At 67.6% G+C, this 22,735-nt stretch carries 24 protein-coding genes and 1 tRNA gene; 18 read left to right on the top strand and 7 right to left on the bottom strand.

Features of this window, described 5'->3' with window-relative positions; translation table 11 throughout:
• The first annotated feature begins 58 nt into the window (after positions 1 to 58).
• The 5 genes from DDE10_RS21565 to DDE10_RS21545 all read left to right on the top strand — a co-directional run bounded on the left by DDE10_RS21565 (position 59) and on the right by DDE10_RS21545 (position 4,278).
• Positions 59 to 1,624 (top strand): hypothetical protein, encoded by a 1,566-nt coding sequence (locus DDE10_RS21565; protein WP_114954875.1) that lies wholly within the window; start codon positions 59 to 61, stop codon positions 1,622 to 1,624.
• 57 nt (positions 1,625 to 1,681) lie between these two features.
• Positions 1,682 to 2,305 (top strand): hypothetical protein, encoded by a 624-nt coding sequence (locus DDE10_RS21560; RefSeq protein ID WP_114954874.1) that lies wholly within the window; start codon positions 1,682 to 1,684, stop codon positions 2,303 to 2,305.
• A 96-nt stretch (positions 2,306 to 2,401) separates the two neighbouring features.
• Positions 2,402 to 3,136: a hypothetical protein gene (locus tag DDE10_RS21555; protein WP_114954873.1), complete on the top strand. Its 735-nt coding sequence runs from the start codon at positions 2,402 to 2,404 to the stop codon at positions 3,134 to 3,136.
• A gap of 19 nt (positions 3,137 to 3,155) precedes the next feature.
• A complete protein-coding gene (csgH, locus tag DDE10_RS21550) occupies positions 3,156 to 3,512 on the top strand; it encodes a curli-like amyloid fiber formation chaperone CsgH (RefSeq protein ID WP_114954872.1) in 357 nt (118 codons plus the stop codon).
• Positions 3,513 to 3,693: 181 nt separating this feature from the next.
• Positions 3,694 to 4,278, top strand: a complete 585-nt coding sequence (locus DDE10_RS21545; protein WP_162806780.1) for a helix-turn-helix transcriptional regulator — start codon at positions 3,694 to 3,696, stop codon at positions 4,276 to 4,278.
• 37 nt (positions 4,279 to 4,315) lie between these two features.
• Here the strand turns inward: DDE10_RS21545 and DDE10_RS21540 are convergent, their stop codons facing one another.
• Entirely contained in the window at positions 4,316 to 4,867 is a 552-nt protein-coding gene (locus DDE10_RS21540; RefSeq protein ID WP_114954870.1) for a hypothetical protein, read from the bottom strand.
• A 177-nt stretch (positions 4,868 to 5,044) separates the two neighbouring features.
• Between DDE10_RS21540 and DDE10_RS21535 the strand changes: the two genes are divergently transcribed.
• The 7 genes from DDE10_RS21535 (at position 5,045) to queA (ending at position 10,482) form a co-directional block, all read left to right on the top strand.
• Positions 5,045 to 5,737, top strand: coding sequence for a DUF1013 domain-containing protein (locus DDE10_RS21535; protein WP_114954869.1), 693 nt, complete (start codon positions 5,045 to 5,047; stop codon positions 5,735 to 5,737).
• The gene (locus DDE10_RS21530; RefSeq protein ID WP_284734817.1) at positions 5,670 to 6,854 is read left to right on the top strand and encodes an MBL fold metallo-hydrolase; all 1,185 of its coding nucleotides are present in this window, start codon (positions 5,670 to 5,672) and stop codon (positions 6,852 to 6,854) included. Before DDE10_RS21535 ends, DDE10_RS21530 begins: the two co-directional genes overlap by 68 nt.
• A 31-nt stretch (positions 6,855 to 6,885) precedes the next feature.
• Complete coding sequence (locus DDE10_RS21525; protein WP_114954868.1) at positions 6,886 to 7,134, top strand: exodeoxyribonuclease VII small subunit; 249 nt, start codon at positions 6,886 to 6,888, stop codon at positions 7,132 to 7,134.
• A 7-nt stretch (positions 7,135 to 7,141) separates the two neighbouring features.
• Complete coding sequence (locus tag DDE10_RS21520; protein ID WP_284734814.1) at positions 7,142 to 8,041, top strand: polyprenyl synthetase family protein; 900 nt, start codon at positions 7,142 to 7,144, stop codon at positions 8,039 to 8,041.
• A gap of 20 nt (positions 8,042 to 8,061) precedes the next feature.
• Complete coding sequence (coaD, locus tag DDE10_RS21515; protein ID WP_114954867.1) at positions 8,062 to 8,562, top strand: pantetheine-phosphate adenylyltransferase; 501 nt, start codon at positions 8,062 to 8,064, stop codon at positions 8,560 to 8,562.
• Positions 8,563 to 8,645: 83 nt separating this feature from the next.
• Complete coding sequence (locus tag DDE10_RS21510) at positions 8,646 to 9,410, top strand: peptidylprolyl isomerase (protein WP_114954866.1); 765 nt, start codon at positions 8,646 to 8,648, stop codon at positions 9,408 to 9,410.
• 40 nt (positions 9,411 to 9,450) lie between these two features.
• Positions 9,451 to 10,482: a tRNA preQ1(34) S-adenosylmethionine ribosyltransferase-isomerase QueA gene (gene queA / locus DDE10_RS21505; protein WP_114954865.1), complete on the top strand. Its 1,032-nt coding sequence runs from the start codon at positions 9,451 to 9,453 to the stop codon at positions 10,480 to 10,482.
• A 24-nt stretch (positions 10,483 to 10,506) separates the two neighbouring features.
• Here queA and DDE10_RS21500 read toward each other — a convergent pair whose 3' ends face one another.
• A complete protein-coding gene (locus DDE10_RS21500; protein WP_114954864.1) occupies positions 10,507 to 10,788 on the bottom strand; it encodes a DUF427 domain-containing protein in 282 nt (93 codons plus the stop codon).
• 130 nt (positions 10,789 to 10,918) lie between these two features.
• Here DDE10_RS21500 and DDE10_RS21495 point away from each other — a divergent pair, with 130 nt between their 5' ends.
• Positions 10,919 to 11,821 carry a bifunctional helix-turn-helix transcriptional regulator/GNAT family N-acetyltransferase gene (locus DDE10_RS21495; RefSeq protein WP_114954863.1) on the top strand — a complete coding sequence of 301 codons (903 nt, stop codon included), beginning with the start codon at positions 10,919 to 10,921 and terminating at the stop codon, positions 11,819 to 11,821.
• Between the two features lie 20 nt (positions 11,822 to 11,841).
• The gene (gene tgt / locus DDE10_RS21490) at positions 11,842 to 12,993 is read left to right on the top strand and encodes a tRNA guanosine(34) transglycosylase Tgt (protein WP_114954862.1); all 1,152 of its coding nucleotides are present in this window, start codon (positions 11,842 to 11,844) and stop codon (positions 12,991 to 12,993) included.
• A gap of 6 nt (positions 12,994 to 12,999) precedes the next feature.
• On the opposite strand, the gene DDE10_RS21485 is transcribed toward tgt, so the two are convergent.
• From DDE10_RS21485 to DDE10_RS21475, 3 genes are all read right to left on the bottom strand, one after another.
• On the bottom strand, positions 13,000 to 13,587 hold the full coding sequence (locus DDE10_RS21485; protein WP_114954861.1) for a cysteine hydrolase family protein: 588 nt from the start codon (positions 13,585 to 13,587) through the stop codon (positions 13,000 to 13,002).
• Between the two features lie 188 nt (positions 13,588 to 13,775).
• Positions 13,776 to 15,179 (bottom strand): DEAD/DEAH box helicase, encoded by a 1,404-nt coding sequence (locus DDE10_RS21480; RefSeq protein ID WP_114954860.1) that lies wholly within the window; start codon positions 15,177 to 15,179, stop codon positions 13,776 to 13,778.
• 86 nt (positions 15,180 to 15,265) lie between these two features.
• Positions 15,266 to 15,739, bottom strand: a complete 474-nt coding sequence (locus DDE10_RS21475) for a hypothetical protein (RefSeq protein WP_284734813.1) — start codon at positions 15,737 to 15,739, stop codon at positions 15,266 to 15,268.
• 91 nt (positions 15,740 to 15,830) lie between these two features.
• Between DDE10_RS21475 and DDE10_RS21470 the strand changes: the two genes are divergently transcribed.
• Both DDE10_RS21470 and DDE10_RS21465 read left to right on the top strand, forming a co-directional pair.
• Positions 15,831 to 17,276 carry an FAD-binding oxidoreductase gene (locus tag DDE10_RS21470; RefSeq protein WP_114954859.1) on the top strand — a complete coding sequence of 482 codons (1,446 nt, stop codon included), beginning with the start codon at positions 15,831 to 15,833 and terminating at the stop codon, positions 17,274 to 17,276.
• A gap of 66 nt (positions 17,277 to 17,342) precedes the next feature.
• Entirely contained in the window at positions 17,343 to 18,128 is a 786-nt protein-coding gene (locus tag DDE10_RS21465) for a SapC family protein (RefSeq protein WP_114954858.1), read from the top strand.
• Positions 18,129 to 18,491: 363 nt separating this feature from the next.
• Here DDE10_RS21465 and DDE10_RS21460 read toward each other — a convergent pair whose 3' ends face one another.
• Positions 18,492 to 19,352 (bottom strand): N-formylglutamate amidohydrolase, encoded by an 861-nt coding sequence (locus DDE10_RS21460; protein WP_114954857.1) that lies wholly within the window; start codon positions 19,350 to 19,352, stop codon positions 18,492 to 18,494.
• Between the two features lie 132 nt (positions 19,353 to 19,484).
• On the opposite strand from DDE10_RS21460, the gene cpdR reads away from it, so the two are divergent.
• Both cpdR and DDE10_RS21450 read left to right on the top strand, forming a co-directional pair.
• Entirely contained in the window at positions 19,485 to 19,862 is a 378-nt protein-coding gene (gene cpdR / locus DDE10_RS21455) for a cell cycle two-component system response regulator CpdR (RefSeq protein ID WP_114954856.1), read from the top strand.
• Between the two features lie 49 nt (positions 19,863 to 19,911).
• A tRNA-Val gene (locus tag DDE10_RS21450) sits at positions 19,912 to 19,986 on the top strand.
• A 389-nt stretch (positions 19,987 to 20,375) separates the two neighbouring features.
• Here DDE10_RS21450 and DDE10_RS21445 read toward each other — a convergent pair.
• Positions 20,376 to 22,655: a TonB-dependent receptor gene (locus tag DDE10_RS21445; RefSeq protein WP_114954855.1), complete on the bottom strand. Its 2,280-nt coding sequence runs from the start codon at positions 22,653 to 22,655 to the stop codon at positions 20,376 to 20,378.
• Positions 22,656 to 22,735: the final 80 nt, after the last annotated feature.

Genomic DNA, 22,735 nt, shown 5'->3' with positions numbered 1-22,735 from the left:
AACAGGGTCGGCGTCCGGTGGGCGCCGACCCGGTATTTTTTGGGGAAGGTAATTGACCATGAAGAAGATCATCCTCGCCAGCGTGTCGACGCTGGCTCTGCTCACCGCCGCTCCGGCGCTGGCGCAGTCGAACAACTCGCTCGTCAACCAGACCGGCAGCGGCGGCCAGGCGACCGTCGGCCAGAGCGGCTCGAACGGGCTCTCCACCGTCCAGCAGGGTGGTGCGAACAACGCGGCCACCGTGTCCCAGAGCGGCGACAGCGCCGAGTCCTTCATCGACCAGGACAATGGCACCGGCAGCAGCGACGACAATAACCGGGCCAACGTGACGCAGGACGGCGACAGCTATTCCAGCGTCGTCCAGAGCAATGACGGCGCCGAGGCCGATGTCGAGCAGACCGGCGACGGCCACAGTTCGGTCGTCAGCCAGAGCGGCGACAATGACGATGCCACCGTGGTTCAGACCGGCAGCGACAACGTCTCTCTCGTCACCCAGTCCGGCAACACCAATGGCGCGGATGTCCTTCAGAGCGGCGTCAACAACGGCTCGATCGTCACCCAGTCGAGCGGCGCCAATCTCGCCGCCATCGACCAGACCGGCGACGGCAACGGTTCGACGATCACCCAGCAGGGCCTCGGCGCGAACAGCGCCAACGTCCTCCAGTCGGGCGACGGCAACACCTCCTCGGTGACCCAGGGCGGCCTGCTCAACGAGGCTGGCGATGCCAGCGATGCCGACGTTCGCGGCGTCATCCAGAGCGGCATTGGCAACGGGTCGACCATCGTCCAGAATGGCGGGCTGCAGTCGGCCTTCGTCGAGCAGAGCGGCGACGGCAACACGTCGAGCGTCGACCAGGGCGGCACGATCAGCGCCGCCCATGACGCGAGCGTCACCCAGTCGGGCGACAATAACGGTTCGACGGTCCTCCAGCGCGGCGCGCTGGCCGAAGCCGTCGTCGATCAGTCGGGCAACGACAATCTGTCCGAGATCGACCAGGGCGGCGCCATCAGCAGCGATCATCGCGCGCTGGTCGCCCAGTCGGGCGACGGCAACAGCGCCGACGTCCTCCAGCGCGGTTACGAGCAGAATGCCGAAGTGACGCAGTCCGGAGGCGGCAATTCCGCCATCGTCGACCAGGGCCGTGACCAGATCATCTTCGGTCTCGGCGCGGGCAGCGACCATGACGCCCGCATCATCCAGTCGGGCGACGGCAACGAAGCCGAGGTCGTCCAGCGCGGCGAGCAGCAGGACGCCTATGTCGAGCAGATCGGCGACCTCAACTCGGCGCTGATCGACCAGGGCACCAACTCAGGGTCCGACCATTATGCGTCGATCACCCAGGGCGGCAGCGACAATGACGCGACGACGACCCAGACCGGCTCGGATCAGTATGCCGTCGCCAGTCAGGCCGGCGACCTGAACCTGTCGGACATCGACCAGAGCGGCTCGGGTCACACCGCCAACGTCACCCAGGACGGCAACGGCAACGACTCGTTCATCATCCAGTCCGGGACCGGAAACAGCGCCACCGTCGGTCAGTATTCGGACGGCAACACCTCGAACGTGACCCAGGCCGGAACCGGCCATGTCGCGATCGTGACGCAGGGTTCGCCTACGCCCTGACGACCTTGGACGGGGCAGCACGAACTTCGTGCTGCCCCATCCGTTTTGGAGTAGATCATGCGTATGCTCTCGCCTTTCCTGATTCCGATCGCTGTCGCTGCGGCGCCGGCCTTGGCACAGAGCGGCGGCGCGCCCGCCGGGGGAGCAGGCATGCCGGTCGTCGAAGGTCGCGGCGTTTATGTGACGCAGATCGGCCAGTCCCACACAGTCCAAGTCAGCCAGTCCGCACCCAACGCCTATGCGAATGTTCGCCAGGAGGGCGAGCGCAACGAGGCGGTGGTCGACCAGCGCGGCGACGGCATCGCCTATTCGGAGGTCGTTCAGTCCGGTGATCGCAACCGGGCCGCGATCGTCCAGGACGGTCCGGGCAGCAACTTTCTCACTCTGACCCAGTCGGGACAGGACAATCAGGCGGCGGCGCAGCAGAATGCGACACCCGGAGCGCATAATGGCGCCATCCTCACGCAGGTCGGCAACCAGAACGTGATGGCGCTCACCCAGGACGGGAGCGACAATCAAGCGGTGCTGACCCAGCAGGGCGACGGCAACCAGATGGCGGCGAGCCAGACCGGCGACGGCAACCGCCTCACCTGGACCCAGGACGGCTTCGGGCTGCCGAGCCTCGGCGTGGCCCAGACCGGCGCGCAGGCCATCCAGATCACTCAGACCGGAGGGCGCTAGGCCCGCGATGCGGCCGCTGCCCATCCCGATGAGCCCATCTTTGCCGTGGAGCGTTCAGCCTTCGCGGCCGACCCGGGCTGCGTCAGGGTGGCGGATATGATCAAATCGATGCCGCTGAGGCTCATGACCGTCTTTTCCGCCGTTGCGCTGGCAGTGCCGGCCGCCGGACAGGCCGTGCGCGGCGATGTCGACCAGATCGGCGAGAACCGCGCGTCCGCCGTGGTCGGACAGATCGCGACCGAATCCGCGCCGACGGCGCCGGCCGCGCCGATCGAGCCTCAGCCCACGGGCCCGGTGACGCAGATCAGCGGCACGGGCGAAAGCCGGGACGCACTTCCCCAGCTTACGCACGAAGACGAGCCAATGCCCTCGCCGTCGCAGCTCTATCAAGGCGGCCGAACCGCTTTGCCCTCGGCGCCGCTCTCCCGGCCCAGCGAGGGGAGGACCTCGGCGGTCGCCCGGGTCGAAGGCGCGGATCGTTGCGATCCGGCGGCCGAGGCTCGCGCAGAACGCCGGCCGGAATGTGCTCGGGTGATCGAGACCCGGTCGGCCGAATTCGAGCGTCCGGAACCGGTCCTGTCTGCCGAGCAGCGTTTGCTGATCGATCAGCAGAGGGCGGAGCGGGCGGCTTCGACCGAGGGGGCGGCTCGCCGGCTCGCCAGCAATGTCGGCGATCCCAATTCGCTGGAGGAACAGGGCGTCGCCTCGATCGTCCTCAACGATATCGCGCAACCGGCGCCGCCGCCCGAACCGGAACTTCCGTCTCAGCCCTCGGCCGCCATCATCGAGGCGATCGTGAGCGGGATACAGGGAAGCCCGCCGAACCCATGAGACGGGAAGGACCCGAAAGATGCACATCCTGTTTCTGCTCGCCAGTCTCTCGCCGATGAGCGCGACTGGTGCGGCCGCGGCCGAGCCTCCGGTGCGGCTCGTCTCGGAGGAAAGCGCCGGCGGCGTCCGTCTCAGCGTTGTCGGTGAGTCGCCGGTGGCGGTCCGCGGCCGATACTCGCTCGATGTCCAGAGCGACCCCGCCAGCGGCGGCAACCGCACCGCCCAGCGCGGAACGGTGGACCTGGCGCCTGGACGTGCCGCCACCTTGATGTCGCTCACGCTCGGAAATGCCGAGGGATGGACCGCCCGGCTGCGGTTCGAACCTGCGGGCGGCGAACCCTACGAGATCGTCGCGCGCGCATCCGATCAGCCCTGAGGCGCGAATCCGTTCTTGCGCGGCGGTGAGGCCAGCGCTCCGCTCGACGGCCGGAAATCGAGGATCTTGCCGCTCACCCCGCTGCTTCCGATCGGCGACACCGCAAGACTACGGTCTTCAAACCGCGTCTTTAGTCGATATGGTAGTCCCGTCCCGCGCGACGGGACAAAGGGGGCGCGCAATGGACGGACTTTCAAGCCGTTCGGGGAGCCACGTGCCGGCTCTCGCCATGGACTGGATCATGCGCGACGCGCAGCCCCGGCTGTTCGTCACCGATAGGCTGATGATTCTTTGGGCCAATCAAGCCGCCGACCGTGAGCTCTCGGCGCGCCGCGAGCTGGAAGTGCGCGACGGCGGCCTTGCCGCGACCAATCCGATCCATGCCGACGATCTGGACGGTCTCGTTCGCGAGGCCGTGGAGGGCCCGGCGACGATCGCCCTGCCTTGCGAGGACCATGACGGGCACGTCCTCCTGCGCGCGCAGCTCGTCGGCCGGTCCCTGGGCCAGCGCAGCATCGGCATCCAGTTTTACCGGAGCAGTGTCCAGACACCGCAATATGCCGATTTCGGCAAGGTGTTCGGCCTTACCCGGGCGGAGCACCGTGTCCTGCTCCTGCTTCTCGACGGCAGGACCGCCGACGAGATATCAACCGAGAAACAGGTGTCGATCGAGACCGTCCGCTATCAGATCAGGCAGATCTACGTGAAGCTGGACGTCTCCTCGCGCGAGGCCATGTTCCGCCGGATCATGCCCTACATGCTGTAAGCGGGACGAGCCGCGCTTCCCGAAGGCGCCGCCCGGCTCAGCCGCCGATGCCGTCGGTCATTTCATGCCACCAGCGCTTGAAGATGTTGCGCTCGGGATTGCGATGCGCCTCCCAATCCGCCTCGCAAGCCTGCAGGACCTGCTCGACCGCCGGCCTCACCTGCTCCAGGCGGAAGATCATGTCGAAGCGGTGCCGCTCGATGTCGTAGGTGCGGATGACCAGCGTCTCCGAAGCGAGCAGGTGATCGACGAATGAGTCCACTCGCCGTTCGCGCGTGAGCAGGCCGCGCCGGTCTTGAACGTCCCACATCATCCGCCGGGGCGGCTGATCGTCGAAGCGGTGGATCATCGGCCGGTTGCCGCTGAAGACGTTGCCCCTGGCGAGCCAGCGCCGGGAATGGACCGCTATCCTGGCGCCGTCGTAGCGCGACGGATCGCAGCTCACCACGAGCCGATGGCCGTCCTCGCGGAGCGTGGCCGAGGCGCGCACCCGATCGGTAATGGGGTCGGCGACGATCTCGATCGTCATCGGCTGCGGCGGGAGCTCGCTCGTGGTCATCGCCATCGCCGTCAGCGCCGTCAGCAACATCGTCGAAATTCCTTTCCGATGCAGGGCATAAGTCGGCCGAGTGAAGCTGGCAACAACCGGCGACACAGCACTCGTCCGCCAAGCTTTGGCTTGCACGCGACAGGCGCCCGTCTTACATCGACGACGGCACCGGCCGCTCCGTGAGGGGCGGCCCTTATTGTATATGGAGATTCGAAGGTGGCCCAGCCGCTCATGCCCCATGCGACGGCCAGCTGGCTCGTCGACAGCACGTCCCTGACCTTTCAGCAGATCGCGGAATTCTGCGGACTGCACATTCTCGAGGTCCAGGCGATCGCCGACGACACCGCGGCCACCAAGCTCACCGGGCGCGATCCCCTGCGGTCCGGCGAGCTGACCATGGACGAAATCGAGCGCGGTCAGGACGATCCGACCTATCGCCTCAGGATGCACCGCGAGCCGGACAAGGCGATCCGTACCAAGGGCCCCCGCTACACGCCCGTCTCCAAGCGCCAGGACAAGCCCGATGGCGTCGCGTGGCTGATCCGCAACCATCCCGAGCTGTCCGACGGCCAGATCGGCAAGCTGATCGGCACCACGCGCACGACCATCCAGGCGATTCGTGACCGCAGCCACTGGAACATCGCCAACATCCAACCCAAGGATCCGGTGACGCTCGGGCTGACTTCCCAGCGCGAGCTCGATGCCGCCGTCGCCAAGGCGGCCAAGGCGGCCGGAACCGACCTGGTGGCGAACGATACCGGTTTCGCTCGCGATCGGGAGGCACTGATTGAAGAGCTTCGCGCCGAGCGCGAGGCCGCCGCGCGCGAGGTCGAGGCGGCGCATTCCGCCGAGGGCGCCGGCGAAGAGGGGCCGGGCCAAAGCGGCTTCGTCGATCCCTTCCGGAGCTAAGGCTATCGCATCGCAAGCGGAGAATGATGCGCCGTCGCCCGATCAGTCGCTGGCGCAAACAGCCTATACCCATCGCGGCCTGACCTATCCGCGGGGCCGGCAGGCCCCGGAGCCGGGCGAGCTGATCGCGATTGCCGACGGTGTCGGCTGGGCGCGGCTCCCGGTTCCAGGATCGCTCGACCATATCAACATCTGGATCCTCGACGACGGCCCGGCCGACGGGGCGGGGATTGCTATCGTCGACACCGGCCTTGATCTCGCCGCTTCCCGCGAAGCCTGGGAAGCCCTGCTCTCCGGCCCGCTCCGGGGACGCACAGTCACCCGAGTCATCGCCACCCATTTTCATCCTGATCATATCGGCCTGGCCGGTTGGCTGGCCGCCAGGTTCGAAGTGTCCTTGTGGATGAGCCGCGGCGAGTGGCTGTTCGCCCGGATGCTCAGCAGCGACGTGCGGGAAGCCCCGCCGCCGGAGGCACTGTCATATTGGCGCGCCGCGGGCTGGGAGGAATCGCGGATCGCCGCCGAGGTGGAGAAGGGCTGGGGGCGCTTTGCCTCGGCGGTCAGCCCGGTGCCGGTTTCCCACATCCGCATCCAGGACGGCGATACGCTCCGCATCGGCATGCGCAGCTGGAAGGCCGTCATCGGCAGCGGCCATTCGCCCGAGCACGTCTGCCTTGTCGACGAGAGCGGCGGATTGATGATCGCCGGTGACCAGGTTCTGCCCCGTATCACCTCGAACGTCTCGCTGAGCCTGAGCGAGCCGGAGGCCGACCCGCTCGGCGACTGGCTCGACTCGATCGCACGGCTGCGGACGCTGGATGAGAACCTGCTGGTGCTGCCGTCGCACGGCGAGCCTTTCCTCGGGCTCCATGCCCGGCTGGACGCGCTCGCTCTGGGCCATCGCGGGCGGCTGGACGCCCTGGAGGAAGCGCTGGCCGAGCCGCGGCGGGCCGTGGACTGCTTCGGCATCCTGTTCGGCCGCAAGATCGGCGACGGCGTCTATGGTCTCGCCACGGGCGAGGCGCTGGCCCATCTGCGCCGGCTGGAGGTAGAAGGAAAAGCGGTGCGCGAGGTTCGCGACGGCGTGCACCACTATCGGCAGGCTCGGTCGGCTTGACCGTCGAGCGTCGCGGGATCATTGCAAGCGCATGGGGGAAGACCTGCAGGACGTCGAGAATCTCTCCTTCGAAGCCGCGCTGACGCGGCTCGAGGAAATCGTGCGCAAGCTGGAGAGCGGTGAGGCGTCGCTCGACGAGGCGATCGCTCTTTACGGCGAGGGGGATCGGCTGAAGCAGCAATGCGAGTCGCGCCTGCAGGCGGCGCAGGCGCGGATCGAGCAGATCCAGCTCGGCCGCGACGGCGGCGCTGTCGGCACCGCGCCGTTCGGCGGCGAATGATCGGGCGGTGAACCGGCCGGCCGACACGCTTCGATTCGCGCTTGCCGAGGTCGCTGGTGAGATCGACAGGGCGATGGACCGGCTCCTGCCGGTCCCGCCCGATCCGCGGGATCGGCTCTACGAGGCGATGCGCTATGCCGCGATCGGCGGCGGCAAGCGTATCCGGCCACTCCTTGTCATCGCCGGCTGTGACCTGTTCAACGTCGATCGGGCTCGCGCGGTGCGGGTGGCGGTCGCCGTCGAGTGCATCCACGTCTACTCGCTGATCCACGACGATCTGCCTTGCATGGACGATGACGATCTGCGTCGTGGCAAGCCGACGCTCCACCGCGCCTATGACGAGTGCACGGCGATCCTCGCCGGCGATTCCCTGCACGCTCTGGCGTTCGAGGTGCTCGCCGACGAGGCGACCCACGAGGATCCTTTCGTCCGTACCGAGCTGGTTCTCGAGCTCGCCCGGGCCGCGGGGCCGGCCGGTATGGCCGGCGGCCAGATGATCGATCTGGTTGCGGACGGTCTCGCCCTCGATCTTGCCGCCGTCACCCGGCTTCAGCAGCTGAAGACGGGCGCGCTGATCGGCTGGTGCCTGGAGGCAGCGGCGATCATGGGACGCGTGCCACCGGAAGGGCGCACCGGCCTTCGCGGTTACGCCCGCGATCTTGGACTCGCCTTCCAGATCGCCGACGACCTGCTCGATCATGAGGGCTGCGAGGAGAAAGCCGGCAAGCGCGTCGGCAAGGACCAGGAGGCGGGCAAGGAGACCTTCGTCTCGCTGCTCGGCGCCGATCGCGCACGCCAGCAGGCGCAGGCCCTGGTGACGCAGGCGATCGATCATCTTCGAAGCTTCGGCGACGAAGCGGACCTGCTTCGTGCCGTCGCCCGCTTCGCGGTGGAGCGGGACCATTGAGCGCGAGCGGCGGGGGCAGCATGAGAATCGGCGTCTATCCGGGTACGTTCGACCCGATCACCCTGGGCCACATGGACATCATTCGCCGGGCCGCCCACCTCGTCGACCGGCTGGTGATCGGCGTGACGACCAATCCCTCCAAGTCGCCGATGTTCACGCTCGACGAGCGACTCGAGATGGTCACGCGCGAGACCGAGGGGCTGCCCGGCAACGTCCGCATCGTCTCCTTCGATTCGCTGCTGATGGACTTTGCCGAGCGGGAAGGGGCCTCGATGATCGTCCGCGGCCTGCGCGCCGTCGCCGATTTCGAATATGAGTTCCAGATGGCGGGGATGAACCAGCAGCTCAACGACGCCATCGAAACCGTCTTCCTGATGGCGGACGTGTCATTGCAGCCGATCGCCTCGCGGCTGGTGAAGGAGATCGCCCTCTATGGCGGCGACGTCTCCAAGTTCGTGTCGCCCGCCGTCGCCGCCGAGGTGCGCGAGCGGGTCGAGCGGATCGGCCGAAAAGGGAGCTGATCGCGCCACGCGTCCCGATCCATGCTTGAGGCAGGACGGGCGGCGTTCTACTATCGGGGCCAATCAGCGGAATTGGGGTAAGAATGCGTCTGTTGTCCTTTCTCGCCGGCCTCGCCGGCTTGTTCTCGGCTGGCGCCGTGGCCGCCCAGTCCCCGGCAGAGCCCGCCGCGACGCCGATGCCGATCTCGACGATCCCGCCAGCGGCCGAGCCGAAGAATCTCTGGCATCTCGACCTTTCCACGGGCGGCCGGGTCACCATCCAGCTCCGTCCCGATGCCGCGCCCGGCCATGTCGAGCGGATCCGGACTCTCACCCGCCAAGGTTTCTATAACGGGCTCGTTTTCCATCGCGTGATCGAGGGGTTCATGGCCCAGGGCGGCGATCCGACCGGGACCGGCACCGGCGGATCGGAGCTCCCCGATCTTGCTGCGGAAATCAGGGGTCTCCCGCACGTCCGCGGAACCGTCGGAATGGCTCGGGCACAGGATCTCAACAGCGCCAACAGCCAATTCTACATCATGTTCGTGCCGCGCCTCACCATGGACCGCGACTATACCGTCGTCGGCCGTGTCGTCGGCGGCATGAACTTCGTCGATGCGATCGAACGCGGTGAGCCGCCGCTCGCTCCGAGCCGGATCGTGCGGGCCTCGATCGGCGCGGACAATGTCGCCGAGATGTCGCCGGAGGACCTTCGTGCGGCGGCCGAGCGCATGGCGGCCGCGACGGCCCCCGCAGGCCCCTTGGTCATCCCGAGCGGGCGGGCCGGTCCCCCGGTCCCGCCGCCGCCTGCGGCGCCGCGCCAGCTCGAGCCGGCGCGCGGGCCGGAGCCTCGCCGTCCGCCGAGCTGAGCTTTCCCGTCGGGTCCTTACCCTCTAGAGCCGGCGCGCCATGCGCGTCGACCTATTCGACTTCGACCTTCCCGCCGATCGAATCGCGCTCCGCCCGGCCTCGCCGCGCGACGCGGCGCGGCTGCTGGCCGCGCGCGGATCGGCGCTTTCCGACCACGAGATGCTCGACCTGCCAGGCCTGCTCCGGCCCGGCGACCGGCTGGTCTTCAACGACACGCGCGTCATTCCGGCCCAACTCGAGGGGCGGCGCGGCGAGGCGCGGATCGGTGCGACGCTCCACAAGCGCGAGGGCCCGCGATCCTGGCGCGCCTTCGTTCGCAATGCCAAGCGGCTCCGGCCGGGCGACTGGATCGATTTCGGCGCGGACGTCACGGGGGTCGTCGAGGAAAAGACCGAAGACGGCTCGATCCTCCTGCGCTTCGACGGCGAGGAGCCGGTCGAGCTGCTGCTCGATCGGGCCGGACGCATGCCGCTTCCCCCGTATATCGCCGGCCGGAGAGCGGCCGACGCACGCGACCAGGACGATTATCAGACCATGTTCGCTCGCGAGGAAGGCGCGGTCGCCGCGCCGACCGCGGCGCTCCATTTCACCCCTCGGCTGATCGAACGGCTGGCGGACTCCGGCATCGGCCACGAGACGCTGACCCTCCATGTCGGTGCCGGCACCTTCCTCCCCGTCAAGGCGGAAGACACGGCCGATCATCGGATGCACAGCGAATGGGGACGTATCGGCGCGGAGACTGCGGAGCGGCTCAATCGCACCCGGACCGACGGCGGCCGGATCATCGCCGTCGGCACGACATCGCTGCGCCTGCTCGAGAGCGCCGCCGACGAGGGCGGCTCGATCCGGCCCTTCGAGGGGGACACGGCCATCTTCATCACGCCAGGTTACCGGTTCCGCGCCATCGACGGCTTGATCACCAACTTCCATCTGCCGCGCTCGACTTTGTTCATGCTGGTTTCGGCGCTGATGGGCCTCGAGACGATGCGCCGCGCCTACGCTCACGCCGTCGCCGAGGGTTACCGCTTCTACTCCTACGGAGACGCCAGCCTGTTGCTGCCGATGGAATGAATCTCTGCGTCGGCCGCCTGCCGGTCAGCCCACCTCGACGCCCTTCCAGAAGGCGATCCGGTCCCTGATCTCGGCCGCCGCTGGCTTGGGGTCGGGATAATACCAGGCCGCGTCGGGATTCTCCTCGTCGCCGACGACGACATGGAAATAATGGGCGACGCCCTTCCACGGGCAGATCGTCGTCGTCCCGCTCGGTTGCAGGCAATCCGCGTCGACCGCGTCGGGCGGGAAATAATGGTTGCCCTCGATCACGATGGTGTCGTCGCTCACGGCCACGATGGCGCCCTTCCAGCTAGCCTTGGTCATGGCGATCCCCTTCCGCGGCTTTATCCGCCAAGAGGGCGCGGCTTGGCAATGCCGACGAGGGCCAGTTCCGACGACGCACGACCGATGCGCTTTAGTTGACATTGTCAACTAATCGGCGGATGATCGATCGATGGACGCCGTCGCGCAGCTGCGGGCCTTTAACCGCTTCCATACCCGCTTCGTCGGGGCGCTCGACGCCCATTACCTCGAAAGCGAGCTCACCCTCGTGGAGGCGCGACTGCTCTACGAGGTCGCGACTCGCGAGGCGCCGGTCGCCGCCGACTTGTGCGGAGCCCTTTGCCTCGATCCAGGCTATGTCAGCCGGCTCCTGCGGCGGCTCGAATCGCGCGGCTGGATCGGCCGCATCCGTGCGGCCGACGCGCGCCGTCGTCCGATCCGGCTGACCGAGGCCGGCCGCGCGCGTTTCGCCGCGCTCGACACCGCCAGCCGGGAGCAGGTCGCCGAACGGATCGCCCATCTTCCGGCGCGCGACCGCGAGACGCTGGTCGAAGCGCTGAAAGCGGCCGAGGCGCTGCTCGGCGGCGGCGACGCCGGCTGGTCGATCCGGACATTTCGCGCCGGCGATCTCGCCGCGATCGCGTCACGCCAGTCGATCCTCTACGAGGAGGGCTATGGCTGGGGCCGCCCGATGGAGATCCTGCAGGGAGAGGTCACCACCGACTTCCTCCGCAACTTCAAGCCCGGGCGCGAGCAATGCTGGGTCGCCGAGCGTGCCGGATTGATGGCCGGCGCGGTCCTCCTCGTCGATGCCGGCGAAGGGACCGGTCAGCTCCGCCTGCTCCACGTCGAAGCCTGGGCCCGGGGGCTGGGCATCGGTCGCGCGCTGGTCGAGGAATGCGTGCGCTTCGCGCGCGCCGCCGGCTATGGCCGGGTGAGGCTGTGGACCCACAGCGTGCTGGAGAGCGCCCGCCGCATCTACGCCGCCGCCGGCTTCCGGATCGTGTCGACCGATGTCCACGACGCGTTCGGCAAGCCCGAGCAGGGCGAGACCTGGGAGCTTGCGCTGGACTGACGACGCGCTAGGTCCGCGCGGTGACCTCCCGCTTCGCATTCTCGGTCTCCGCCACCGACGGGCGCGCCCGCACCGGCGCCGTCGCCATGCTGCGCGGCGAGATCCGCACGCCGGCCTTCATGCCGGTCGGCACGGCGGCCACGGTCAAGGCGATGAAGCCCGCCGACGTGCGCGCCACCGGCGCCGATATCATCCTCGGCAATACCTATCATCTGATGTTGCGCCCCGGCGCCGAGCGGATCTACCGGCTCGGCGGTCTCCATGCGTTCATGGGGTGGGAACGGCCGATCCTCACCGACAGCGGCGGCTATCAGGTGATGAGCCTTTCCGATCTGCGGAAGATGAGCGAGGAAGGGGTGCGGTTCCAGAGCCACCTCGACGGTTCGGCCCATATGCTGACGCCCGAGCGCTCGATGGAGATCCAGCGCCTGCTCGGATCGGACATCGTCATGGCGTTCGACGAATGCACCCCCTTCCCCGCCACCCGGGATCAGGCGGCGCGATCGATGGAACGGTCGATGCGCTGGGCGCGACGCTCGCGCGATGCCTTCGACGCCGGCGGCGATCATGCCGGCCGTTCGGCCTTGTTCGGCATCCAGCAGGGCTCGATGGAAGAGGATCTGCGCCGCGCCTCGGCGGACGCCCTGCTCGAGATCGGTTTCGATGGCTATGCCGTCGGCGGCCTCGCCGTCGGCGAAGGGCAGGCTGAAATGTTCCGGGTGCTCGATTTCGCCGCACCGATGCTGCCCGAGGACCGCCCCCGCTATCTGATGGGAGTCGGCAAACCTGACGACATTGTCGGCGCGGTCGAGCGCGGCATCGACATGTTCGATTGCGTGCTGCCGACCCGCTCCGGACGGACCGGCCAGGCGTTCACCTGGACGGGCCCCATCAACATCAAGAATGCCCGATTCGCCGAGGACAGGGGGCCGATCGATCCGCGCTGCGCCTGCTCTGTCTGCTCGACCTGGACGCGCGCTTACGTCCACCACCTCGTCCGCTCGGGGGAGATATTGGGCGCGATGCTGATGACCGAGCACAACCTATCTTTCTATCAGCAGCTGATGGCAGGACTGCGCGCGGCCATCGCCGAAGGCCGGCTCGCCGCCTTCGCCGCCGATTTCCGCCAAGGCTATCGCGCGCGCGCCGAAGAGGCGCCGGGCTCGGCCTGAAGGCGGTCAGGCCGCGCGGGACGGGGCCGGTTCGCTGGCCCGGCTGACCACCTCGGCCGTCGACATGGTCTTGCAGAACTCCGTCCGCAGGGTGGCGACATGGGCGGCTTGGATGGTCTCGGCCGGGATCGTCCCGCCCTCGCCGTCAGAGAGATCGAAGCAGTCGCAGGCGTCCGGCACCAGCACCATCTTCCAGCCCAAATTGGCGCCGGTCCGTACGGTCGTGGAAACGCACATGTCGGTCGAGATGCCGAACACCACCACCTGGTCGGCATCGATCCGCCGCAGCCTGAGATCGAGATCGGTGCCGATGAAGGCGGAATTGACGCTCTTCGCGACCACCGGCTCCCCGTCCAGCGGCTCGAAGCCGGCCCGGAAGGCGTTGCCCCAGTGGCTGGGGGCGAGCGAGGAACCGGGCTGTACGGAATCGTGACGGACGTGGATGATCGGCGCCCCCAGTCGGCGCCAGCAGGCGAGCAGCGCGCGGCCATTGGCTTCCATTTCGCCGTTCCAGCGCGCCGGCCAGCTCGGGTCGTCGAAGCCGCGTTGGACGTCGACCGGGAGGAGCACCGTGCGGGATAGATCGAAGCTCATGCGGTCGTCCTTGGCTCCGGGGAGGGGCAGGCTGACAGGATAAGACGGGACGCGACTGGCCCAACGGGCGGATTCCAACGCACGACCACCGCTAGCCGGCCGGACCGTCGGCGCCGTTCATTTCGCAGAAAGCGCGCGAAGGCAACCGGTGGCGGATCGTCCTGCGTCGCTCCGCCTCGGCGGCTCGGCTAATGGCCGAAGCCGGTGCCGAGGAAGCTGGGAACGGGGCCGTTCCAGCCCTCGTCGGCGGGCTCGGCCTCATGTTCCCGTTCGCGCCGCGGCGAGCGCGGCTCGGCGCGGCGTGCCTTGGTCGGGGCCGCCGGCTCGCGCGCCTCCGCACGGGCGCGCGGGGGAGGCTCCGCCTTGTCGGATTTCTCGGCAGGCTTTCGGCGACCGCTCCTGCCGCCGCGCGGCTTTTCTTCCGCCTCGGCAGCGGCTTCGCTCGGCACGGCGACATCGGTGTCCGCTTCGGTCGCGGGCTGGTCGTCGAGCGGCGCGATGCGGGTCCCGATCAGCTTCTGGATATTCTCGATCGCCTCGGCATCTTCCTTGGTGACGAAGGTGATGGCGACGCCGGTCCGCCCCGCCCGGCCGGTGCGGCCGATGCGGTGGACATAGTCGTCCGGGTGCCAGGGCACGTCATAGTTGAAGACGTGGCTCACGCCCTTGATGTCCAGACCCCGTGCGGCGACGTCCGAGGCGACGAGGATGTTGATCTCCTCGGTCTTGAACCGGTCGAGCTCGCGGATCCGCTCCGCCTGCTCCATGTCGCCCTGGATCTGCCCGGCGGCGAGGCCCTGCCGCTTGAGCGCGGTGGAAAGGTCGCGCACCGTCGTCTTGCGGTTGCAGAAGATGATCGCGTTGCGCACGGCCTCGCCGCGCAGCAGCCGCATCAGCACGTCGCGCTTCTTGCGCGAATCGACCCGGACCTGGCGCTGGTCGATCGACGCGGCGGCGGTGGCCGGCCGCGCGACCTCGATCGTCTTGGGGTTGGAAAGGAAACGGTCGGACAGCTTCTTGATCGGCGGCGGCATCGTCGCCGAGAAGAGCAAGGTCTGCCGGCTCGCCGGCAATTTGGTGCAGATCTGCTCGATGTCCGGGATGAAACCCATGTCGAGCATCCGGTCCGCCTCATCGATGACGAGGAGGTTGCAGCCGGTGAGCAGGATATTGCCACGGCCGAACAGGTCCATCAGCCGGCCCGGGGTCGCGATGAGGACGTCGACGCCCTTCTCCAGCGCCTTCACCTGGTCGCCCATGCTCACGCCGCCGATCAGCAACGCCATGGAGAGCTTGTGATGCTTGCCGTATTTCTCGAAATTCTCGGCGACCTGGGCGGCTAGCTCACGGGTCGGCTCCAGGATCAACGACCGCGGCATGCGCGCGCGGCTGCGTCCCTGGCTCAATATGTCGATCATCGGCAGCACGAATCCGGCGGTCTTGCCGGTTCCGGTCTGGGCGATGCCGATGATGTCGCGCCCCATCAGCACCGGCGGGATCGCCTGACGCTGAATCGGCGTGGGATCGCTATAGCCCGAGTCCGCTACCGCGCGGAGCAATTCGTCGGAAAGGCCGAGATCGGCAAAGCTCATGCAGAATCCGGGATTTGGGCTCTTCTCATGAAGAAGCCGCGTAGGGGTGCCCGTTGTGCGATGGAGGCGTGCTTGTCAAGCGAACCTCAGCGTCGGACCGAAGCCGGGGTTAGCTGCCGCCGCTCCGGTGAGAGGGTATGGAAGCGCTCGATCTGGCACTCGCCGCCCGCGCGGGATCGGATCGAATCCCGGTCGGCGCAGATCCGGCCGTCCTCCGTCGCGTTGATGTAGAAGCCGCGATAATAATCAAGCGCCGGGCAGCGCCGCTGGAGCTGCGCCCGGATGCGGCTATTGTCGCGCAGGATCAGGTCGACGCTATTCGGGCGCATCGATGTCGCGCCGGCGAGGCGGCCGGCCGAGACGCAGCGCGGGCCACGGCTTTCGCGCCACTGGATCAGCGAGGTGCCTGCCGGCGTCACCCGGCGCGGACCGCGCGGCATCCGGATGATGATCTGCTGGTGCCGGACCGTCACCGTGCCGCTCGCCCGCGAATCCGAGGGCCGGTCCTGCCCACCCGCAAAGGCAAGCAGCAGCATGGCGGCGGCACCCGCCAGGATCATCGGCCATTCTCCATAGGCTTCCCGAATTCCCCCTTGCGCTTGAACCGGCGATTAATTGCCGCGCGCCAAGGCTGCGTCTATCGCCCGGATCATGGTTTTTCCGTCCCAGGACCTGCTCGACGACTTGGCTGCCCGCCTCGGGCCCAAGGGATTTACCCGCGAAGCCGAGGCGATGACACCTTGGCTCAGCGACTGGCGCGGCCGATTCCACGGCCGCGCGGCCGCCTTGCTGTCACCGGCCGATCGCGAGGAGGTGGCCGCCACCGTCGCTCTCTGTGCCGCGGCCGGCGCGGCGCTGGTGCCGCAGGGCGGCAATACGTCGATGGTGGGCGGGGCCACGCCCGACCCGTCCGGTGCCGCCCTGCTGCTGTCGATGCGGCGGATGAACCGGATACGGACGATCGATTCCGCCGCCAATCTCGCCGTCTGCGAGGCGGGAGTGATCCTCGCCCATCTCCACGAGGCGGCGCTCGCTGCCGGCCGGCGCTTTCCGCTCACCCTCGGCGCCCGCGGCTCCGCGACCGTCGGCGGGCTCGTCTCGACCAATGCCGGAGGCACCCAGGTACTTCGCTTCGGCAACATGCGCCGGCTCGTTCAGGGGGTCGAGGCGGTGCTTCCCGACGGCAGCCTCTACCAAGGATTGTCGCCGCTCAAGAAGGACAATCGCGGCTATGACCTCGGCCAATTGTTGATCGGCGCCGAGGGAACCCTTGGAATCGTCACCGCGGCCAGCCTGAGGCTGGTGCCGGCGGTCGGCGAGCGGGTGGTCGCCTGGGCTGGAATGGAGACCCCGCAGGCCGCGATGCGCCTCCTGCGGCACCTCGAGACACTGGTCGGCGACGCGATCGAAGGCTTCGAGCTCGTCCCGGCCAGCGCCCTCGATCTCGTTCTCTCCCACATTCCCGGCACGCGCCCGCCGCTGGCCGGCGCTCATCCCTGGAACGCCTTGATCGAGGCGGTCGTGCCGATGGCGGTGGCGAGTCCCGAAAAGGCGCTGTTCGAAGCATTCGCATCGGCGCTGGGGACAGGGATCGTCGCCGACGCGACCATCGCCGTCAGCGAGGCGCAGGCCGAGGCGCTCTGGCGGCTGCGCGACAGCATCTCCGAAGCCGAGAAAAAGGACGGTCCCGCCGCCAAGCACGACATTTCGGTCGCCGTCGCGGACATGCCGCGTTTCCTGGTCGAGGCGGCTTCGGCGGTCGAGGCGCGCTTCCCCGGGGTGAGGGTCAATGCCTTCGGCCATCTCGGCGACGGCAATATACACTTCAACGTGCGTGCGCCCGCCGGGCGCGGCGCCGACTGGCTGGAGCAAGAGGGCGAGGAGGTCACCGCCTTCGTCCACGATCTCGTCACCGCCGCGGGCGGCTCGATCTCCGCCGAGCATGGCATCGGCCAGATGAAGCTTGTCGAATTCGCGCGCCTGGGCGGCGCGACGCGTCTGGGTGCGTTGCGGGCGATCAAGCAGGCGCTTGATCCCAAGGGGATAATGAATCCGGGCAAGCTGGTTCCGCTTGCAGATTTCCCCTCCCGCCCATAGACCAAGCGCTGAAAAGCCTCGGCTCGCCCTGCCGGCCGATTTTCAGACCCATCATGGAGAATGCCAATGGCGAGTCAGCCGCCGTCAAACCTGCCGCTCTTCTACAAGAACCTGCAGCCGCTCTCGACCAACCAGCATGGCAGCTTTCGGGCGCGCACGACCGACAAGGCGCCGCACTTCGCCAGTGCCCACGCCATCCCGCTGACAGTCGACGAGTTCATCCACGCCCAGCGCTACATGCCGATCGTCTTTTCCGCCGGCGACAATCCGGTTCCGCTCGCGCTGACCGGCCTCAACGAGGGCGTCAACGTCTTCGTCGACCAAGAGGGCAAGCCGCTGCAGCAATTCTACGTGCCGGCCTATGTCCGTCGCTATCCCTACGTGCTCGCCCGGCTCGATCAGAACGCGCAGGAGCTTTCGCTCTGCTTCGACCCGCAGAGCGGTCTGGTCGGCGACTTCGCGGATGGGACCGCCCTGTTCGACGGCGACAAGCCATCCGAGCATCTCAATGCCGTGCTGAAATTCTGCGAGGATTTCGAGGTGGCGGGCCAGCGCACGACCGCCTTCGTCAAGGAACTTCAGGAGATGGACCTGCTCATCGACGGGGAGGTCTCGATCCAGCCCACGGACAGTGAGACGCCGTTCGTCTATCGCGGCTTCCGGATGGTGGACGAGCAGAAGTTCCGCGATCTCCACGGTGACCAGCTGCGCAAGATCAACCAGAACGGAATCCTGCCGCTCATCGTCTCCCATCTCTTCTCACTGTCCCTGATGCGCGACATTTTCGGCCGGCAGATGGCGCAGGGCAAGGTGCCCAATCAGGCGCCCGAGCCGATCCCGACGGGGGTCTGACCAGGCTTTCCGGCGACGAGCCCAAGCGGGGCGCCAGTCGCGCGCCGCTGCATCGCCGGATCGGGTCCGGTCCGGGAGCCTTTCACCCTGCGAAGGTGAAGTGAGCTCCCGGCATCGACCGCCGTCCCGCCCGGCTCTTCGCCTTCTGGATTGCGCAGCTACCTAGAGGCGCGCCGAGACCGGGATAATCTGCCGGTCGCGGCTTGAAACGCACTTTCCCCTTCCTATCTTGGGGATGCGTCGTCGTATCCCCCCCTTTACGGCGGCGTGATGCGCCTCCTCCCTGAGGTGGCGCTCCTCCCTGAACTTGGCCACCCCGCGATCTCGCGGGGTGGTCATTTTGCTTTTGGGGTACGACGGGCGCTATTCGGCGGCGATGGCGCGGTCATCGAACAGACGGGCTTCGATCGCCTCCACCACTGTTCCGATCAGGCGGCACGCCTCCGCAAAGCCGGGACCGGGTGCGCGCAGCTCCGCATCCAGATAGGCCGAGCGGTCGATCTCGATCTGGATGGCGTGAATCCCGCGGTCCGGGCGGCCGTGGCGGCCGGCTATGTAGCCGCCGGCATAAGGCGCGTTGCAGGCCGTCCGATAGCCAAGCGCCCGCGAGGCGGCGACCGCGGCCTCGACGAGATGAGCGCCGGCACTGGACCCGTAGCGGTCGCCGAAGATGACCTGGCCCTGGCTGCCATCGGCCCGCGGCGGCATGGAGTGGCAGTCGAGCAGTACCGCCACGCCGAATCGGTCCCGGGTTTCGGCAAGCGCCTGCTCGAGCGCCTGATGATAGGGCCGGTGGATGTGCAGGATCCTGCGGACCAGCTCCTCGCGCGGCACCCGTTCGCGCCAGATCGCACCTACGCCCGCGATTCGCGACGGGATGAGCCCGATACCCCCACGGCTTCGGACCGATTGCAGGATGCTTCCGGAGGGCAGCGGCGGCGCGATCAAGGAGGGATCGATCTCGCGCTCGTCGCGGTTGAGGTCGATCTCGGCCCGCGGCGCGCGCGCGACGAAGGCGGCCGCGCCCGCTTCGGTTGCGCGCCAGATCAGGCGATCGACCAGCCGGTCCTCGAGCGTCTCGAGCATCGCGAGCGGCAGGCGGCAGGCCCCGAGCAGCTCCGGTCGATAGTCGCGGCCGGCATGCGGTACGGAGAGGATGACGGGCGAGCGGGGGCGCTCGGGGCCGAACCTGTCGAACGCGGCGGGGGGCGCGGACTCGCTCATGAACCTTCAGGAAGTAGAGCCAGGCTGGGACAGGCGCAATCGCATGTCGCCGCGGCGGCTGGAAAATCTTAAGCGGTTCGCGCATAAGCGCGAGGCGAGGCGGGCGCGCCCGCCAACCCTTTGGGAGCCGGAATGCTCAGGATACTTCTTGCCGAGGACGACGAGTCGATGCGGGTCTATCTGGCCCGCGCGCTCGAGCGCGTCGGCTATGCGGTGACCACGGTCGATCGCGGCACCGCGGCGGTGCCCCTGCTCGAAAGCGAGCCCTTCGACCTGCTCCTCACCGACATTGTCATGCCCGAGATGGACGGGATCGAGCTTGCCCAGAAGGCGGCGGCGATTTCGCCCGACATCAGGGTCATGTTCATTACCGGATTCGCCGCGGTCGCGCTCAAGGCGGGTCGCAAGACGCCTGACGCCAAGGTGCTGTCCAAGCCCTTCCACCTCAAGGATCTCGTCGCCGAGGTGGAGCGGATGTTCCAGTCCGAGGACCAGCACGGAAGATTGTAGCACAGCCGGCTTGCGCCGGCTGGCGAGCCCCACTAGATACCCCGTCCGTGGGCGTGTAGCTCAGTGGTAGAGCACTGTGTTGACATCGCAGGGGTCGCAAGTTCAATCCTTGCCACGCCCACCATTTTCTCCCCTGAGGATAATGATGTAGAAGAGCCGGTCCGAAGCAGCCTCGGGCCGGATTGGCCTGCTTCCGGCGACGGTCTGCCACATTTTAGGGCAGCCGCTGGGCACCGAACACCGAATGGAAGCTCGTGGATCACCTGCTGGTGCAAAGGCGCTCCCGCCCGACGAGGCGGCTGTGGTCCCCTCCCGGGGAGCTGCGCCGCACCGTGCCAGGTGCCGTTTGGACGGCCTCGCGCGTGATCCGGCCCCGGTTGGAAGCTGACCCGTCGATTCAGCGCCGGCTAAGCCGCCTATCGTCCCGATCAGTACTTTCTTTCCGTGGGTTGTCACCTGCTCCGGTTTGATCGTTCGGTCACGGCACCCGGCGCAATCGTGCCTGCCATGAGATCAATATTGGAAGCGCAAGGTCGCGAAGATCGTCCGAGGCTGGTTGTAATAGCCTTCGAGGATGCCGAAGCTGCTCCTCAGGTCGAAACCCGAGATCAGGACGCGGCGATTCCCGAGATTCTCGCCGTGAATAGAGAATTCGAGGCCGCTCGGGCGGTGCTCGAAGGTCACTCCGGCATTCCAGAGCATATAGCCCTCCTGGCGAAGCTCGGGCGTGTTCTCGACGTCGAGAAAGGTGCTCGACTTGTAGGTGCCGCCGGCGCGCAGGCGCATCTCGATATCGGAACCGAGCGACGCCTCTGCGGTGGCACCGAAGCTGACGAACCAGCGAGGCACCTGCCGGAGCTCGCGCTGGCTGAGATCGAGGCCGCCGGAGTCGTATCTTTGATATTCGGCGTCGAGATAGGAAGCGGCGCCGTCGAGTGTGAGCCAGGGGGTCGGACGGGCCGTCGCTTCCAGCTCTGCGCCCTGGATCACCGCCTTGCCCGCATTGTCGATGCGCGGCGTCGCGATCGATCCCGGGAGCGTGACGATCACGAGCAGCTGCATGTCCTCATATTCGTTGCGGAAGATCGCGCCGTTGAGCCGCAGCCGGCCGTCCAGTAAGGTCGATTTCAGTCCAGCCTCGTAGGATGTCAGGCTCTCGGGATCGAACGAGCTGATCTCCGGCACCGAGGTCGGCCTTCCGTTGAAGCCGCCGCTGCGAAAGCCCTGAGAGAATGAGGCATAGCCCATCACGTCGGACGAGAAACGATAGCTCAGCACCGCCTTGGGCGTGAACGAGGACCAGTCCTCCTCGAGCGTGTAGGACGGGATTCCCTCCAGCAGCGGCACGCCGGCGAAGATGCGCGGCGAGCTTTGGGTGAAGCGCTTGTGCTCATAGGTGTAGCGCCCGCCCAGATCGAACGAGAGGGCGTCGGTGAGTCCGATCGTCACGTTCCCGAAGGCTGCGTAGTTGACCGTGGTCTGGCGGTTGCGAAAGTCGATGTTGAAATCGAGCGCGGCCGCCAAGGCGGGATCGAAGCCGCCAGCGATCAGCGCGGGATAGAGGCCGTAGGCGAGCGTGAGCGGCGAATGCTCGTTCGATCGCTCGCGGAAATAATAGAGTCCGGCGAGCGCATTGACGCGGCCGTCGAACAGCGCGCGGTTGAACTGCAGCTCCTCCGAGAATTGCCGGTTGCGTATGTCGTGCAACTCGCCCGTATAGTCGACCTCGGCGCTGCCGTCCCCGTCGCGGCCGAACACGGCATGGGTGTAGCGATAGCCGGTGATCGACTTCAGCGATCCACCGAAGGCGTCCACGTCGATGGTCAGCGTGGCATTGGCGGCGTCGGCATCGTTGCGCGACAGCTCGATGTCGGCATCGGTGCGGTCGATATCGGTGTCGGGCGTGCAGCAGGGCGCGATGAAGGCCGAATAGAGATCGGAGAAGATGGTCGGCTGGAAATCGAGCAGGCTGTGGGGCGCCCCCCGGGCGCGGCGCGACAGCGCGTCGAGAGACAGGATGACGTCGAGCCCGTCCGCCTGCCTTCGCAGCACGATCCGTCCGGTGCCCGTCCGATCGTCGCCCTGGTTCGCGTTGCTGCTGGCGAGATCCTGCCAGCCGTCTGAAATGCGGGCGAGGCCGGACAGGCCGAGTGACCAGCCGCCGCCGAGCGGCGTCTGGGCGCTGAAGCGGGCGCGGTAAGTGTTGCGCGAGCCGCCGAGCAGGTCCGCCTGGAAGCTGGTCTCGTCCTGGCTCGGGAGCCGGGTCGTCACGCTGATGGCGCCGCCGATCGTATTCTTGCCGAACAGCGAGCCTTGCGGCCCGCGCAGGACCTCGACCCGGTCGATGTCCATGAGCTCGGTCGAGATGGCGAAGTTGCGGGCGACGTAGACCCCGTCGATGTAGAAAGCGACCGCCGGATCGGCGGTGATGATGAAATCGTCCTCGCCCACACCGCGGATGAAGGGCGCGACTCCGCCGCCATTGCCGCCTCGGCCGCCGCTGAACTGCAGGCTGGGGGTGATCTGGGCGAGGTCGGTGAGGCGGGTGAAGCCGCGCGCGTCGAGTGCTTCGCCGGTCTGGGCGGTGATGGCGATCGGGACGGTCTGCTGCGTCTCGGCGCGGCGCCTCGCGGTGACGACGATGTCGCCGATCTGACCCGATTCGTCCTCGGCCGTGGCGGCGAGCGCCTCGGGCGCCGCCGCGTCCTGCGCCTGGGCGCTGCCCGACCACATGGCCGCGATCGCGACCGTCGCCAGCGCATAAGTCAGAAACTTCGATTCCCCGGGCCCCATCACGCTCTCCCTTGACTGCGCGCGTCACTGGCCCAGCCCCAGCGCCTTCTCCACTTAGATTTGGTTGGTTGCCGCGAAAG

The organism is Sphingosinicella terrae (assembly GCF_003347635.1).
GTDB lineage: Bacteria > Pseudomonadota > Alphaproteobacteria > Sphingomonadales > Sphingomonadaceae > Allosphingosinicella > Allosphingosinicella terrae.
This window is presented reverse-complemented; position numbering and strand designations above follow the sequence as displayed.

What these genes read in the sequence shown, in the direction of transcription:
- queA (WP_114954865.1), top strand. Translation starts at nt 9,451, where the DNA reads ATGCGCGTCGACCTATTCGACTTCGACCTTCCCGCCGATCGAATCGCG.
- DDE10_RS21485 (WP_114954861.1), bottom strand. Translation starts at nt 13,587, where the DNA reads ATGAGCTTCGATCTATCCCGCACGGTGCTCCTCCCGGTCGACGTCCAA.
- DDE10_RS21540 (WP_114954870.1), bottom strand. Translation starts at nt 4,867, where the DNA reads ATGTTGCTGACGGCGCTGACGGCGATGGCGATGACCACGAGCGAGCTC.
- DDE10_RS21560 (WP_114954874.1), top strand. Translation starts at nt 1,682, where the DNA reads ATGCGTATGCTCTCGCCTTTCCTGATTCCGATCGCTGTCGCTGCGGCG.
- DDE10_RS21555 (WP_114954873.1), top strand. Translation starts at nt 2,402, where the DNA reads ATGATCAAATCGATGCCGCTGAGGCTCATGACCGTCTTTTCCGCCGTT.
- DDE10_RS21480 (WP_114954860.1), bottom strand. Translation starts at nt 15,179, where the DNA reads ATGAGCTTTGCCGATCTCGGCCTTTCCGACGAATTGCTCCGCGCGGTA.
- DDE10_RS21445 (WP_114954855.1), bottom strand. Translation starts at nt 22,655, where the DNA reads ATGGGGCCCGGGGAATCGAAGTTTCTGACTTATGCGCTGGCGACGGTC.
- DDE10_RS21565 (WP_114954875.1), top strand. Translation starts at nt 59, where the DNA reads ATGAAGAAGATCATCCTCGCCAGCGTGTCGACGCTGGCTCTGCTCACC.
- DDE10_RS21525 (WP_114954868.1), top strand. Translation starts at nt 6,886, where the DNA reads ATGGGGGAAGACCTGCAGGACGTCGAGAATCTCTCCTTCGAAGCCGCG.
- DDE10_RS21475 (WP_284734813.1), bottom strand. Translation starts at nt 15,739, where the DNA reads ATGATCCTGGCGGGTGCCGCCGCCATGCTGCTGCTTGCCTTTGCGGGT.
- DDE10_RS21460 (WP_114954857.1), bottom strand. Translation starts at nt 19,352, where the DNA reads ATGAGCGAGTCCGCGCCCCCCGCCGCGTTCGACAGGTTCGGCCCCGAG.
- csgH (WP_114954872.1), top strand. Translation starts at nt 3,156, where the DNA reads ATGCACATCCTGTTTCTGCTCGCCAGTCTCTCGCCGATGAGCGCGACT.
- DDE10_RS21510 (WP_114954866.1), top strand. Translation starts at nt 8,646, where the DNA reads ATGCGTCTGTTGTCCTTTCTCGCCGGCCTCGCCGGCTTGTTCTCGGCT.
- DDE10_RS21545 (WP_162806780.1), top strand. Translation starts at nt 3,694, where the DNA reads ATGGACGGACTTTCAAGCCGTTCGGGGAGCCACGTGCCGGCTCTCGCC.
- coaD (WP_114954867.1), top strand. Translation starts at nt 8,062, where the DNA reads ATGAGAATCGGCGTCTATCCGGGTACGTTCGACCCGATCACCCTGGGC.
- DDE10_RS21465 (WP_114954858.1), top strand. Translation starts at nt 17,343, where the DNA reads ATGGCGAGTCAGCCGCCGTCAAACCTGCCGCTCTTCTACAAGAACCTG.
- DDE10_RS21495 (WP_114954863.1), top strand. Translation starts at nt 10,919, where the DNA reads ATGGACGCCGTCGCGCAGCTGCGGGCCTTTAACCGCTTCCATACCCGC.
- DDE10_RS21470 (WP_114954859.1), top strand. Translation starts at nt 15,831, where the DNA reads ATGGTTTTTCCGTCCCAGGACCTGCTCGACGACTTGGCTGCCCGCCTC.
- DDE10_RS21500 (WP_114954864.1), bottom strand. Translation starts at nt 10,788, where the DNA reads ATGACCAAGGCTAGCTGGAAGGGCGCCATCGTGGCCGTGAGCGACGAC.
- cpdR (WP_114954856.1), top strand. Translation starts at nt 19,485, where the DNA reads ATGCTCAGGATACTTCTTGCCGAGGACGACGAGTCGATGCGGGTCTAT.